Origin of the sequence: Moorena sp. SIO3E8 (genome assembly GCF_010692445.1) — a bacterium.
Lineage (GTDB): Bacteria > Cyanobacteriota > Cyanobacteriia > Cyanobacteriales > Coleofasciculaceae > Moorena > Moorena bouillonii.
Genome location: NZ_JAAHHM010000032.1, coordinates 1 through 13637 on the forward strand (window position 1 = coordinate 1; position 13637 = coordinate 13637).

Annotated in this window: 19 protein-coding genes; 9 read left to right on the plus strand and 10 right to left on the minus strand. The window is 45.9% G+C overall.

Going from position 1 to position 13637, the window contains the following annotated elements:
- The first annotated feature begins 156 nt into the window (after window positions 1-156).
- Together F6K46_RS15955 and F6K46_RS15960 are read left to right on the plus strand one after the other, a co-directional pair.
- Entirely contained in the window at window positions 157-1917 is a 1761-nt protein-coding gene (locus F6K46_RS15955; RefSeq protein WP_293066126.1) for a tetratricopeptide repeat protein, read from the plus strand.
- Window positions 1918-1945: 28 nt separating this feature from the next.
- On the plus strand, window positions 1946-2359 hold the full coding sequence (locus tag F6K46_RS15960) for a hypothetical protein (RefSeq protein ID WP_293066130.1): 414 nt from the start codon (window positions 1946-1948) through the stop codon (window positions 2357-2359).
- A gap of 319 nt (window positions 2360-2678) precedes the next feature.
- On the opposite strand, the gene F6K46_RS15965 is transcribed toward F6K46_RS15960, so the two are convergent.
- The 6 genes from F6K46_RS15965 to F6K46_RS15990 form a co-directional block, all read right to left on the minus strand.
- On the minus strand, window positions 2679-2981 hold the full coding sequence (locus tag F6K46_RS15965; protein WP_293066132.1) for a hypothetical protein: 303 nt from the start codon (window positions 2979-2981) through the stop codon (window positions 2679-2681).
- 124 nt (window positions 2982-3105) lie between these two features.
- Window positions 3106-4059 carry an asparaginase gene (locus F6K46_RS15970; RefSeq protein ID WP_293066135.1) on the minus strand — a complete coding sequence of 318 codons (954 nt, stop codon included), beginning with the start codon at window positions 4057-4059 and terminating at the stop codon, window positions 3106-3108.
- Between the two features lie 45 nt (window positions 4060-4104).
- A complete protein-coding gene (locus F6K46_RS15975; protein ID WP_198954012.1) occupies window positions 4105-4611 on the minus strand; it encodes a CGLD27 family protein in 507 nt (168 codons plus the stop codon).
- Window positions 4612-4636: 25 nt separating this feature from the next.
- Window positions 4637-5044 carry a ribosome silencing factor gene (gene rsfS / locus F6K46_RS15980; protein WP_070392641.1) on the minus strand — a complete coding sequence of 136 codons (408 nt, stop codon included), beginning with the start codon at window positions 5042-5044 and terminating at the stop codon, window positions 4637-4639.
- Window positions 5045-5212: 168 nt separating this feature from the next.
- On the minus strand, window positions 5213-5824 hold the full coding sequence (yqeK, locus tag F6K46_RS15985) for a bis(5'-nucleosyl)-tetraphosphatase (symmetrical) YqeK (RefSeq protein ID WP_293066167.1): 612 nt from the start codon (window positions 5822-5824) through the stop codon (window positions 5213-5215).
- 129 nt (window positions 5825-5953) lie between these two features.
- Window positions 5954-6097, minus strand: a complete 144-nt coding sequence (locus F6K46_RS15990) for a hypothetical protein (protein ID WP_293066139.1) — start codon at window positions 6095-6097, stop codon at window positions 5954-5956.
- A 29-nt stretch (window positions 6098-6126) separates the two neighbouring features.
- Here F6K46_RS15990 and F6K46_RS15995 point away from each other — a divergent pair, with 29 nt between their 5' ends.
- Window positions 6127-6312, plus strand: coding sequence for a hypothetical protein (locus tag F6K46_RS15995; RefSeq protein ID WP_293066142.1), 186 nt, complete (start codon window positions 6127-6129; stop codon window positions 6310-6312).
- Window positions 6313-6322: 10 nt separating this feature from the next.
- On the opposite strand, the gene ald is transcribed toward F6K46_RS15995, so the two are convergent.
- Window positions 6323-7414: an alanine dehydrogenase gene (gene ald, locus F6K46_RS16000; RefSeq protein ID WP_293066146.1), complete on the minus strand. Its 1092-nt coding sequence runs from the start codon at window positions 7412-7414 to the stop codon at window positions 6323-6325.
- An 85-nt stretch (window positions 7415-7499) separates the two neighbouring features.
- On the opposite strand from ald, the gene F6K46_RS16005 reads away from it, so the two are divergent.
- The 5 genes from F6K46_RS16005 to F6K46_RS16025 all read left to right on the plus strand — a co-directional run bounded on the left by F6K46_RS16005 (window position 7500) and on the right by F6K46_RS16025 (window position 10682).
- Complete coding sequence (locus tag F6K46_RS16005; RefSeq protein WP_293066170.1) at window positions 7500-7688, plus strand: hypothetical protein; 189 nt, start codon at window positions 7500-7502, stop codon at window positions 7686-7688.
- Window positions 7689-7979: 291 nt separating this feature from the next.
- A complete protein-coding gene (locus F6K46_RS16010; RefSeq protein ID WP_293020291.1) occupies window positions 7980-8288 on the plus strand; it encodes a hypothetical protein in 309 nt (102 codons plus the stop codon).
- Between the two features lie 73 nt (window positions 8289-8361).
- The gene (locus F6K46_RS16015) at window positions 8362-8847 is read left to right on the plus strand and encodes a heavy metal-responsive transcriptional regulator (RefSeq protein WP_293066149.1); all 486 of its coding nucleotides are present in this window, start codon (window positions 8362-8364) and stop codon (window positions 8845-8847) included.
- The gene (locus F6K46_RS16020) at window positions 8844-9911 is read left to right on the plus strand and encodes a WD40 repeat domain-containing protein (RefSeq protein ID WP_293066151.1); all 1068 of its coding nucleotides are present in this window, start codon (window positions 8844-8846) and stop codon (window positions 9909-9911) included. Before F6K46_RS16015 ends, F6K46_RS16020 begins: the two co-directional genes overlap by 4 nt.
- A gap of 348 nt (window positions 9912-10259) precedes the next feature.
- On the plus strand, window positions 10260-10682 hold the full coding sequence (locus F6K46_RS16025) for a ribonuclease HI family protein (RefSeq protein WP_293066154.1): 423 nt from the start codon (window positions 10260-10262) through the stop codon (window positions 10680-10682).
- A gap of 465 nt (window positions 10683-11147) precedes the next feature.
- On the opposite strand, the gene F6K46_RS16030 is transcribed toward F6K46_RS16025, so the two are convergent.
- Together F6K46_RS16030 and F6K46_RS16035 are read right to left on the minus strand one after the other, a co-directional pair.
- The gene (locus tag F6K46_RS16030) at window positions 11148-11411 is read right to left on the minus strand and encodes a hypothetical protein (RefSeq protein WP_070392648.1); all 264 of its coding nucleotides are present in this window, start codon (window positions 11409-11411) and stop codon (window positions 11148-11150) included.
- A 126-nt stretch (window positions 11412-11537) separates the two neighbouring features.
- Window positions 11538-11711 carry a hypothetical protein gene (locus F6K46_RS16035; RefSeq protein WP_293066158.1) on the minus strand — a complete coding sequence of 58 codons (174 nt, stop codon included), beginning with the start codon at window positions 11709-11711 and terminating at the stop codon, window positions 11538-11540.
- Window positions 11712-11986: 275 nt separating this feature from the next.
- Here F6K46_RS16035 and F6K46_RS16040 point away from each other — a divergent pair, with 275 nt between their 5' ends.
- Window positions 11987-13498, plus strand: a complete 1512-nt coding sequence (locus F6K46_RS16040) for a DUF1800 domain-containing protein (RefSeq protein WP_293066161.1) — start codon at window positions 11987-11989, stop codon at window positions 13496-13498.
- Here F6K46_RS16040 and F6K46_RS16045 read toward each other — a convergent pair.
- Window positions 13451-13579: a hypothetical protein gene (locus tag F6K46_RS16045; protein ID WP_293066164.1), complete on the minus strand. Its 129-nt coding sequence runs from the start codon at window positions 13577-13579 to the stop codon at window positions 13451-13453. The two genes, F6K46_RS16040 and F6K46_RS16045, sit on opposite strands and share 48 nt — an antisense overlap.
- Window positions 13580-13637 lie beyond the last annotated feature (58 nt).

Consider the following 13637-nt stretch of genomic DNA (forward strand, 5'->3'; position numbering starts at 1 on the left):
CTTTGTATCTTGATGGTATTCCTTTAATGAAACGACTCTTTCAAGCTTGTTGCTCTACTAATGCTCCTCCTACTCTTGCTATACCTGTCTAAACCTTATTCTTTGTCTTTTTAAAAGAGCCGCACCCATATTAAATTATGGACAACAAAGGGCAAATTGCTCGACACCTTGAGTGGCCATCAGTATCATGTCTATCATCTCACCTTCAGCCCAGATGGGAAATACCTCGCTTCTGCTAGTGGTGACCAGACCGTGAAATTGTGGACAGCACAGGGCAAATTGCTCGACACCTTAACTGACCATCACTCTGATGTCTATCATGTCACCTTCAGCCCAGATGGGAAATACCTTGCTTCTGCTAGTGGTGACCAGACCGTGAAATTGTGGACAGCACAGGGCAAATTGCTCGACACCTTAACTGACCATCACTTTGATGTCTATCATCTCACCTTCAGCCCAGATGGGAAATACCTCGCTTCTGCTAGTTACCATACCGTGAAATTGTGGACAGCACAGGGCAAATTGCTCGACACCTTGAGTGGCCATCAGAAACAGCTCAATCATTTCACCTTCAGCCGAGATGGTAAATATCTCGCTTCCGCAAGTTTGGACCATACCGTGAAATTGTGGACAACAGAGGGCAAATTGCTCGACACCTTGACTGACCATCAGAGTTGGGTCTATCATGTCACTTTCAGCCCGGATGGTAAATACCTCGCTTCTGCTAGTCGTGACCAGACCGTGAAATTGTGGACAGCACAGGGCAAATTGCTCGACACCTTGACTGGCCATCAGGATGATGTCAATCATGTCACCTTCAGCCCAGATGGGAAATACCTCGCTTCCGCTAGTCATGACAATACAGTGAAATTGTGGACAACACAAGGGAAATTGGTGGACACCTTAACTGGTCATCAGAGTGGGGTCTATCATGTTACCTTCAGCCGAGATGGTAAATACCTTGCTACTGCTAGTGGTGACCAGACCGTGAAATTGTGGACAGCACAAGGGAAATTACTGGATACCTTGACTGGCCATCAGAATTCGGTGATGCATGTCACCTTCAGCCCGGATGGTAAATACCTCGCTTCCGCAAGTTTGGACCATACCGTGAAATTGTGGACCTTTAACCGAGATGAACTCCTCAAACAGGCTTGCCATGAGCTGAGTGACTACCTAAAAAATAACCCCAATGTCAGTGATAAGGAGCGTTCTCTTTGTGGGGTGGAATCTTCTGCAACAGCTCTTATTGTAGAAGGGAATAGATTAGCAAATAATGGTAAGATAGATCAGGCGATTACTAAGTTTAAAAAAGCCTTAGAACTTGACCCCACTTTAGACTTTGACCCTCAAACTAAAGCCAGCAAAATTTCAACACCATTTTTTCTTAGTCAAGGGAATAAATTAGCAAATAATGGTAAGATAGATCAGGCGATTGCTAAATTTAAAAAAGCCTTAGAACTTGACCCCACTTTAGACTTTGACCCTCAAGCCACAGCCAGCAGAATTGCAGCACTTACTTTTGTTAGTGAAGGGAATAAATTAGCAAATAATGGTAAGATAGATCAGGCGATTGCTAAATTTAAAAAAGCTCAAGAACTATATCCTAATTTAGAAATTGATGCTTATGATTGGGATATACTCTGTCGGTATAGTAGCCTGTATAACCAAGCTGAAAAAGTAATGTTTGCCTGTGAAAAAGCAGTTGAACTCGCACCTGATGATGAAGATTATATCGATAGTCGGGGTTTAGCTAGGGCGTTAACGGGTAATATTAAAGGTGCGATTGAAGACTTTGAGGTGTTTATCGCCTGGACAGATAATGAGAAGAAGAAAGCACAACGACAGGGTTGGGTTGACGCTCTCAAGAAAGGTGAAAATCCTTTTACAAAAGAGGTGTTAGAAAGTCTGCGATAATAGGAAGCTTTCAGCGGTCAGTGGTCAGTTGTTAGCGGTCAGCCGTCAGCTATCAGCGGTCAGCTTATGGGCTACAGATGGTGCTACTGTTCGGGCATCTTGGTGGAATGGGCATCTTGGTGGAATGGGCATCTTGGTGGAATGGGCATCTTGGTGGAATGGGCATCTTGGTGGAACTGGCATCTTGGTGGAACTGGCATCTTGGTGGAATGGGCATCTTGCGTGGAACTGGCATCTTGCCAGTTTCAATCTATTTTCGGGCGGGCAGGATGCCCACTCTACTGGTATTGATCCGGCGGGCAGGATGCCCACTCTACTGCTATTCATTCTTTTCCCGATTCCCGACTCCCGACTCCCGACTCCCAAAAATCACAAAACCCTGCAAAGACATAACCTTGCAGGGATTCATGATATTCTATTAAGTGGCGGGAGGCGGATTTGAACCACCGACCTTCGGGTTATGCGTACCAACTACAACTTTCGTTGCCTGGATCTTCCAGTTTGTGGTCTGGACTGTCCCTTCACCCTCGCCTTAAACGTTAGGGTGCCTGCCTAACCAGTCTCTACACCTTCTCCCTTTGGGAGCTTGGCTCGGGATTACCTCGCTACAGGCTTCCCCGAATTTGACAGGTAAACACACGGAGATTTATCTTCGTGCCGCCCATGCTCAAGCTCGCTATTAAGCGTCTAGCTAACTTGATTGTTGAGCCCGACGAGCTACCAGGCTGCTCTATCCCGCGTCGTCTTTTTCACTATAACACCTAATTTCCAAAAGTGGCAAGGGGAAATGGGAAATTTCTCAAATTAATTCTATCAGCGCTCTGGGAATAGGGTGTGGGGTGTGGGGTGTGGGGTGTAGGGAGTCGGGAGTCGGGAATCGGGAATCGGGAATCGGGAATTGGGAATCGGGAATCGGGAGTAGGGTGTGGGGTGTAGGGTGTGGAGTGATTGGAAAACTTTTTTGGAACTAAGGCAATCATTTCTGGATGTATGTATATAGCTACTCCATACTCCCAGTGCCCGAGCTCCACACTCCCTGACAGGGGAATGATAATTTTTAACAAGAAATTAGGTACATGTTCTAATACCCCAAACCCTATACCCCACACCCCACACCCTATTCCCATACCCCACACCCTACACCCTATTCCCATACCCCACACCCCACACCCTACACCCTATTTCCAACTAAGGCATAGATAACTCACCAACCACTTCTAAACGCTTGTATTTACTGAGGTTAATAAACATCGACTCCAAGGTATCTGCCACCGAAGGAGTAATCCAAGCCATTTGCTTAAGTAGGGCAATGGCTGCAGCATACTTAGCAGATTTTGCGCCATCGAGGACTTTAATGGCTAGACCCATATTCTGCCCAACGCGACCGATACATTGAACCCCTTGTGCTCCCGATTTACTGACCAGTTCCCCTTCGGATAATCGCATCAGTTCTGTATCAAATCCCCCATCCCCGGACACCATCTGGGGATGACTGATCATGGCGCGCACAATACGCTCCATGGCCAGATTATTACCAGAAGAGAGCAGAGCGTACAATAATGCCATTTGCCGTAGCTGTAAAAAATAAGTCGGAGCGCCACAGTCGTCGTGAGCCAGAATTAACTCTTGCTCCGGCATCTGTAGCAGCTCCGCTACTTGGCTTAAGATTAACATTTGCACGGGATGATTATACTCCAAATAGCTCTTGATTAGCCACTGCCTTTGTTGACAAACAGCCAACATTCCAGCATGTTTACCGGAACAGGTATGTTGCAGTGAACTTTCCTGGCCTGGGGGAATGGGACACTGTAGTGCTGAGGGGTCAACATCACAGCGCCAAAGAATATTAAAGACCTGCCTTACCTGCTCCATCGTGCTGTGATGGGAACTACAGATAATTGCCAAATCTCGGTCAGTGAGATTGTAACGCTCAAGGGTACCTGTGGTAGTGACCGCTAAGGCTTGGAAAGGTTTGAGTGCAGAGCGAACGAATGTCGAGGTTTCTGGGTTACCCGCAACATATAACATCCGTCCCCGGTTATCACACACAACCGCTTGAGCTGAATGAACTGATTCGATAATGCCTTCCCGTAGTAAACGGACTTCTAAGGCTCGTGTTTGAGTACGTTTTCCCCTGGTCATGGATTAGACTTAAAGCTACCCTATAGCTTAGTTGGAGCAATCGAGCTAGGTGGCTGATAACACACGCCAAATGATGTTGCCACCAATCACGACTATAATCAAAAATCCGAACGTCCAGTGTAAACGTCGCAAAATTGGTTGGAGTTCATAAGAAACAATTAAGCGATCGCGAGCCAAAATTTCTGGAGTTTTTGTCCAGGTTTGACCGTCATACCAGCCTGACTCCTCGTAGACTATGGTTTCTCTGATCAAGCGATCGCGTACATAGAACCAACCTAGGTATAGCCGCAGCAAACTTAAAATCAAGAAGATACTTGCTCCTGCCCCGCCACAGAGCAGAAACTTGATTATCGCTTTTTGCGGTGGAAAACTGACTGCTGCTATCGGCCCTGAAACCAGCCAGCTCAACCCCCAAACCCAAGTCAGCTTGATCACATAATTTGGTAGTTTCAGCCTTACCCAGTTAAAAAACCAAGATTCTTTTAGTTCTTGGTATTCATTTATGGGTTGCTGCTCTTCTGGAACAGGACATACATAAACGGGAGATTTCATGATTATTCTTTTGTGAGTGCTGCAATTAGGATGCCTGAAACTCAATCTGCTCCGCATGGCCCCAGAATGCTTCGAGATTATAGAATTTCCGTTCTTCAGGCAGCAAGATATGGACAATCACGTCACCGTAATCTTGAAGTATCCAGATTCCCTCTGCTTTTCCTGCTGTTCGCACAGGTAAACGGTTCCATGCCTCTTCTACTTGCTGTTCAATCGACTGAGAGATTGCCCTGACCTGTACCCTAGAAAACCCGGTCACAATTACAAAGTAATCTGTGATGTACGATACCTCTGACACCGACAGAATCACAATATCTGCACCCTTGCGGTCATCTGCTGCTTGAGCAACGGTTAGTGCTAACCCATAGCTAGCATCCTGGTGTTCGGTATCAGGGGTTACTAAGGTGGAGGGCTTATTATTTTGATCTCTCATTAAGCGTTTAATTCCTCGCTTTACAAAACAATCTGTTCTAATAGTAATTAAGTTTTCTTGTGCTTAATCACTTGCTGTACAATTCTTTTCATTTCTTTTCTTTGCTTCTTCATTTGACACTCACACTGCTATTGACGAAACGTTCCTGAAAGCTAGGCACATGGGACTTTAGGCATTTACACAATCTGTCTTACAGTCTCTTTTAGCTGTTGTCTTCCTGGACATCTGTTGCGCCCAGTTTCGAGTCAATATCATACGTTTGTGAATGGGACGAGGACTCTCTAGCAGGAATTTTAACGAGTAGTCACAGGCTAACCAAACAGTTTTGTATAGATCTTGCTTAGAGAGATTTCGTAAGGCTTGTAAATCCGGTGTATCACCACGACCTGGCTCAATAGTATCAGCAATAAACACCACACAACTGAGGGGGGTCATACCCTCACGCCCTAACGTATGGAGAGCGATCGCTTCCAATACTGCTTCATCTTTGACTCCAAACTGCTCTTGGGCAACAATAGCACTGACATCTGCATGCAATAAGTGAGGCGCGGCTTCACAGACTGGATCGACTTCTATGCCGTTATCTCTAGCCATTTGCAACAAGCGCTCAGGCTTAAAGCATTTGGCTAGGTCGTGCAACAACCCTGCTTGACCTGCCTGCTGAGCATTGAGATGATGAAGCTCAGCGAGTTCAACAGACATCTGTTCAACCCGCAATATATGCTGTAGCCGAGAAGACGGTACATTATCTGCTAACCAGGTCAACACCTGATCACGCATCACCTTAAAAAGCTCCTAAGACATGTAATTGGTAACACTCGCTAATTCTTTTTTTAAGAAAATCTTAACATTTTTTCTTGATATAGCGGATAATACCTGATAGGTCTATTAAAACATTTTCTCAAGACTTTAGCAAGAAAAAGTTATGGCAAAGGGAGTCGGGAGTCGGGAGTCGGGAGCGGTGCGACCCGTGGCGAATTTAATTCGCCTACGGAAAGCGCACCGAGGGAGTCGGGAATCGGGAGTCGGGAACTTTAGAAGAAAAATTCTCACAATTCCTGCAGGTATTACTATATAGGGGAATGAGTTACACAGGATTTTTTCCCTGTTTCCTGTTATCCGTTATCCGTTATCTGTTATCCGTTATCCGTTATCTGTTATCTGTTATCTGTTCCCTATTCCCTGTTCCCTATTCCCTGTTCCCTAAACCCCAATTTGTAGGTTACTTAATTGAAAATTGCTATAGCAATCATTTAGGATTGCTATAGAAAAAAAACCTTAGCCATCAGCTAAATCGGGAAACACTTCTCGGACTGCTGGATGAACCAACTGGTGATTCTGGACATTAACGCCCTTGGCTAGAGCGGGATTATTTTCCAGAGTGCTCAACCCCTGATTGGCCAGACTGAGTACGTAGGGGAAAGTACTATTGTTTAGAGCCACAGCTGATGTACAGGGAACAGCTCCAGGCATATTAGGCACCCCATAGTGAACCACACCCTCCTCGATATAAATGGGATTGGTATGGGATGTGGGTCGTAATGTCTCAATACAGCCTCCCTGATCCACAGCAACATCTACAATCACTGAGCCAGTAACCATTTGTTTGACCAGAGAGCGCGGGACTAAAATGGGAGCACGACGACCAGGGACTAACACTGCCCCAATCAACAGGTCAGCATCAGTAACAGCCGCTTCAATTTCTGCTGAATTGCTGTAGAGGAGTTCAATTCTTGAGCCAAAGATAGTTTCTAAATAACTCAACCGTTGAACATTAATATCAAAAATCTGTACTCTCGCTCCCATCCCCACAGCGATTTTGGCGGCTTCTGTACCGACAACTCCCCCACCAAGAATTACCACCTTACCTGGTTTAACTCCGGGAATACCGCCTAACAGCACCCCTCTTCCCCCCTGCTGACGCTCCAGAAATCTGGCTCCAAATTGTACGGAAAGACGACCAGCAATAATGCTCATCGGGGTTAGCAGCGGTAGGGTGTGGTCTGGGAGTTCTACGGTTTCATATGCGATCGCAATCACCCCCGATTGCAGCAACTGCTCAGTTAAAGCACGGTCAGCGGCTAAGTGTAGATAAGTAAACAACAGCTGTCCTTTTTGAAGCAAGGGATACTCTGGCGCTATGGTTTCTTTGACTTTGACTACTAGTTCCCGATTCCAAGCCTCAGCCGCGTCTAAGACAATTTTGGCTCCCTGACGCTGATAGTCTTCATCGGTAAAGCCAGCACCAGTGCCAGCATTAGTTTCAACGAAAACTGTATGACCCGCTTCTTGTAAAACCCTGACACTACTGGGGGTTAATCCCACACGAAATTCCTGATCTTTCGTTTCTTTGGGAACACCTATTTCCATGCTTTTACCTCTTTGGCTGACTGGTGCTGTATCTAAATGTGATCTAAATGTTAAAATTAGTGAAGTTAAGTAACTCTACTATAGCTTGGCAACTTTTATCACTATGACGCAACCCCAACCCTCTAAAGTCCCTCAAGTCCAGTCACCTAAGTTTGGGTTTAATGATTACGCAGAACGCTTGAATGGTAGAGCTGCCATGATTGGTTTTATTTTGACTCTGGCAATTGAATACTTTACTGGTCAAGACTTATTAACCTGGTTAGGCTTACATTAAAACTACTCCCAGAGTCGGTCAGTGGGACAGTCGGTCAGTAGGAGAGTCGCTGAAGCTACTGGCCTGCTCCTGTAAGCGCTTTCAAGAATAACTGCTGCCATAGTTCCCAGGATTGGCAAAAGTGATCTTAAACTTCCCGGTTGCTCTGGGCATCTCGAAGAATGATAACTATCAGTAATATCTCAGTAACAGTAAAGTACCCCAAGTAAGTTAGTGCTCTAGTTGGGCACTTCTGGCCTATTCTGTTACAAAAGAAGTACATCTGTGAAATAGAGTAATTAGTAAGCCGTGATAAATGCTTTATGGCATCGAGTGTTGAAGTCAGCTTACCGTAAAGAGCCAATCTCAGGCTTCATCGTGATTATCGGAGCGGTGGATGCTGTGATTGGTGGTGTGGGCGGACGCTGGTCATTATTCAGTTTTGGACTGATGATGGTGGGAATAGCAGTGGTAGTCCGTTGGTGGCAAAGCCAAAGTCAGCAAACTGAACTGGCTGAGCAACCTGTGGAGCGGTATCTTCCCCCCAGTTCTTCCCGTCCACCATTACCGATGTTGAGTGCTGTCAAGGGTCAATCACATCGACGTCAACCACCTCGATAGGTCAAGCTGTTTTAAGATCACACTGTTCATCCCTAAGGGAATAGGGGCAACAGAGGGGAGAGGATAGTCAACAGTGGTCAGTTACCAATTACCAATTACCAATGATCTTGTCACCAATTCATCAGAGGACTGGCTCAAAATTGGTCAGGTAGCTAGTCATAGCGGGTTGCCCGTGAAGACCATTCGCTATTACGAAGAAATTGGTCTGCTTACGCCAGTCACAACCCGCTCCCCTTCTGGCTATCGCCTGTTTACGAGGCAGGTGTTGAATCGACTGGCTTTTATCAAACGCGCCCAATCCCTAGGACTTAGTCTTAGCGAGATTCAAGACATCCTCAAAATTCATGACTTTGGTGAGTTACCTTGTGGAGCGGTTAAGCAGCATCTACTGCTCAAGATTGAGGCAATCACCGAACAAATAGAAGCATTGGAACTACTAAAGTCCGAGTTGTTGGGTATAATTTCCGGTTGGCAAGAACATCCCCCTGACGCGGTGAAAAGTAAGACGATTTGCCCTAACCTTGGCCAAAAGGCCACGCTACGCGAACAACCAGAATGAAAAAAACACCGTTGGCGATTTTGGGAACTGTGCTCGGGATCATGGCAGTGGTCACCAGTACCACCTACGCTAAGGAATCAAGACTGGGGCTAATGGTTGCAGCTATACCGGAAATAGCTTCATCCCAGGCTCAATCTTGGAGAACTCCTCAATTGGTGCGTACCATTGAAGCCCATTCTACCGCTGTGGATGCTCTGTCATTTAGTCCTAGTGGGCGAGTGCTACTCAGTGGGGGTAGCAGGAGTGATGCCCATCTAAAATTATGGTGGCTGAAAAACGGTCGTGAAATTGATAGCCTGCGAGTACACCAAACCTCCGTGGCTGACATGGCTTTTAGTGCTGATGGAACAATTCTGGCTAGTGTCGGGGAGGATGGTCGAATCAATTTGTGGCAATGGAATCAGGAAGAATACACAGGAGACTATACCCGTACTTTTCTAGGGCATACTAGCAATTTACTTTCCCTAGCTATCACCTCAGATAGTAAGGTATTAGTGACTGGGGGATTGGATGGTATTCGGGTGTGGGACATCAGAAACCAACGTCCCCTTTACACTCTGGCAGATTTTGATCATCCAACCTATTCCCTAGCGCTTCATCCCAAGGCCGAAACCCTAGTCAGTGGACTCAAAAATGGCACGATTAAAATTTGGAATCTGAACACAGGACAACCCCTTTACATTATTCGAGCTCATCAAGGTATCACTAGTGCTCTAGCCTTTACCCCTAATGGTAGAACCCTAGTCAGCAGTGGTTATGACGGTAAGATTAGGGTCTGGGATACAAAGACTTGGCAGCTTAAGTATACCTTGAGCAAACATACTGGAAAGATTCGTGCGATCGCAATTAATCCAGTTAATGGCACAATTCTCGCTAGTGCTAGTCGTGATGGGGTTCGGTTGTGGAATTTGAACACTGGTAAGCAGATTGCTTGGTTGACTGGACATCAAGATTGGGTACAATCCGTTGCCTTTAGTCGGGATGGACGTTTTCTGGCTACTGGGGGATTTGATCGGACGATCAACATTTGGCAGGCCAATACAACAGAGGTAGCTCGACAGTAAAAAAATACCAATTAAAGTAGGGTTGGAACAGGTAAGCGATCAGCTATCAGCGATCAGCTATCAGCTATAACAAAGGGAACAGGGAACAGGGAACAGGGAACAGGGAGTAGAGAGTAGGGAAAAGGGAACAGGGAACAAAAATTCTCACAAGTCATTTAGGATTGCTATATCAGCTATCAGCTATCAGCTATCAGCTATCAGCTATGAGTTATCAGCTAAAGGCTGACCACTGACCGCTGACCGCTGACCACTGACCACTGACCACTGACCGCTGACCACTGACCGCTGACCGCTGACCGCTGACCGCTAAATGCTTACAACCAAACTCCCTACAAGCTAAAGAATATTATGACAGATAAATCGAATAATCTTGCTATTATTCATTTCGATGGTGTCAGCAAAAGACGAACTAATCAATCCGCCTGTGGTGCTATAATTCAGTACCAAGGTGAGGTTTATCCAGTCTCTCAATACTTAGGATTTACTACTCAGAATCAAACTGAGTATATGGGGCTAATCCTTGGACTACAGAAGAGTCTAAAGCTTGGAGCAAAAGAAGCCAAAATCTATGGGGATTGCGAACTAGTAATTAACCAGCTCCATGGGGATTATATGCTTAAAAACAACAATTTGGTTAGCTTTCACACCCGAGCCAAAACCCTTCTTGATAAACTGGATTTCTACGAATTAATCTGGATTAACAAAACCCAAAACCTTGAAGCTGACCAGTTAGCAAATGACTGTATTGATTTGGAAAAGTCCCAGAAGTAAAGAATGCGTGGGCTTTGCAGTAATATCAATAGGAAAGGGAATAGGGAACAGGGAATAGGGAGTAGGGACTAGGGACTAGGGACTAGGCAAGAGGCAAAAGGTAAAAGGCAAAAGGCAAAAGGCAAAAGGCAAAAGGCAAAAGGCAAAAGGCAAAAGGCAAGAGGCAAGAGGAATCCCCCCGGGAGCAGGTCTTGCAATGCTTAAACATTAGTACTACGTACCATTAGAGCAAGCAATTACCCATGAGGGGGCTATAGATAATGTACAAATATTCATCCAGGACTAGCTCCCCTTCAGACCTATTACCTATTACCTTCCCCTCCTGGGAGGGGTTAGGGGTGGGTTCCTATTACCTATTACCTATTACCTATTACCTTAGTACAAATGTTCTGCATAAGTGACATGCTCCCAATCCCCCCTCTCCCCACACTCTTGGCTCTTGCCAATCCCAATGGAAATGGAAGATCAGTTCTCTTTTGATGCCTGCTCCTCTTGCAACAGTTGCTCTTTGGAATCTCCCCAGTAGGCTGCGTAAGTCCAAACTTCGTGCTTATCATTTTCTTTGCTTTCTACTGACCATCGATAAATAGCTGATTTCGGCTCAACCCCAATTTCGATAAGCTTGGCACCCATATAGTACTCCATCTGGTTTTTGGTCATGTACTTGACCCCAGTAGGCTCATTCTTTTTTACGCTTCGGGACATGAAAGCCTTAGTATGTTTTGCCATTTTGTTTCTGTTTTGGATTTGAATATATAGAATTGCTGATGTCTTGCATGGGTTCGTGACTAAGTATCTAGAAACACTTAGACACAATTCTTAATATTCTAATGCTTGAAGGGAGAACAGAGTTAGCTAAACTACCCCTCTTCCGGTATTTTCGGGCTGAGCAACGGCTGAGCATCTAGTGATGGGTAGCGAATGATCATTGCCAGACTTTGCTGCTGCTGCACCATGGGAACGCGCCCCGCGTGACCATTCGCGTAGCGTGGCCGTTCGCGTAGCGTGGCCAAAAGGCCAAAAGGCCAAGGTCAATCACAAATGCGATCGCATTAGTATGAAAAAAAGGATGAAGGTCAGCAGTTGCATCTAGACCAGTCTACCAAAGGCACTGCCAACAGCAATTGTGGCTTATCATCCACTGGCGAGATCCCTCAGTGTTGAGGAACTAATCAAGCCCAATTATCATCACGAGTGAGGTGCACAGGATTTTTTTCTACTCCCCCCTCCTCGTGCGGTAAAACCACTATTACTAAAACTCTTCCCCCTACTCCCTACTCCCTACTCCCTACTCCCTAAAACCAATGTATCTGGGAAAATTGAACCTTAAGCCGGTCTACTGGCTCTTAGGGCTAATCTTGGCAGTCATCCTCCTCTGGGCACTACCCAAGCCCTGGCACGCAGCCAGTTTATCCACTGATCCGAAAGTATTACATGTCCTCAATCGCGTTAGTTTTGGTCCTCGCCCAGGGGACATCGAACGGGTGAAATCCATGGGAGTTGATGCTTATATTCAGTCCCAGCTTTCCCCAGAATCTATTCCTGAACCGCCACAACTGAGGAAACAACTCAAGAATTTGGATACCCTGGAACTGAATCCAGTGGAGCTATGGAAAGGGTATGCACCACCACAAGGTAAAAAGAAACGGCAGCTGAGTCAGCAACAGCGCAAGCAGGCTCAAAAGCGATCGCAAATACCTAGGCAGCAGGGATTGGAAGCCCGTTTAATCAGAGCGATCGCTAGTCCTCAACAGCTTCAGGAAGTAATGGTAGACTTCTGGTTCAACCACTTCAATGTTTTTGATAGCAAGGGATTGAATCGGATCTGGGTTAGTTCCTTTGAACAAGATGCCATTAGACCCCATGCCCTTGGTCGTTTTCGGGATTTGTTAGGTGCTACAGCTCACCATCCCGCCATGCTCTTCTATTTAGACAACCACCAAAACACCGCACCAGGAAGTCCAGGAGCTCGTGGTCGATACAAAGGGCTGAATGAAAACTATGCTCGGGAACTGATGGAACTCCACACCCTAGGAGTAGATGGTGGATACACCCAAGAGGATGTAATTACTTTAGCGCGGATCTTGACTGGCTGGACTACTGACCGTGAGGGTAAGCACGGTGACAGTAGAGGATTTTATTTCCACCCTAAGCGCCATGATTACAGTGATAAAGTTTTCCTGGGTAGACCGATTCCAGGTAGCGGCAGCCTAGAGGGAGAGCAAGCCCTAGATCTGCTGGCTCGTCATCCCTCCACCGCCCATTACATTAGCTACAAATTAGCCCAGTACTTTGTAGCTGATCAGCCACCAGCAAAGCTAGTAGACACTCTAGCCCAACGCTTTTTGAAGACCGATGGGGATATTCGTAAGGTTCTAGAAACCCTATTTCAAAGCCCTGAATTTTGGGACACTCAGTATTACAACAGTAAATTTAAATCCCCCTATCACTACATCATCTCAGCAGTGCGAGCTACAGGCAGTAAAAAGCCCAAATGGAAAACCCTCTCTGGTATTATCCGTCAGCTAGGAATGCCCATCTACGGCTGCCCAACTCCCAATGGTTACAAAAACACTGAGAAGGCTTGGCTCAGTCCAGATGGGATGATTCGCCGGGTCAGCTTTGCCACCGCATTAGCCAATGGTAATTTCGAGCAGCGTCAACCTAAACAAAAGCGTAAACCTGTGGATGCTGTCCAACTCAGGAAAACCCTAGCCAATCACTTTTCTGACCAAACTAAAGAAGTCATCCACACTAGTCCAGCTAAGCTACGAGCCGCCCTGATTCTGGGCAGTCCAGAAATGATGTATCGATAATACATTAGGGAGTAGGGAGTAGGGAGTAGGGAGTCGGGAGTAGGGAGTCGGGAGTTGGGGGAATAAAATTGATTGCACCATACTTTTTGAAGTATGAAGTATGACTGATTAATTATAATTTTTGATGTTTAAATAGCCA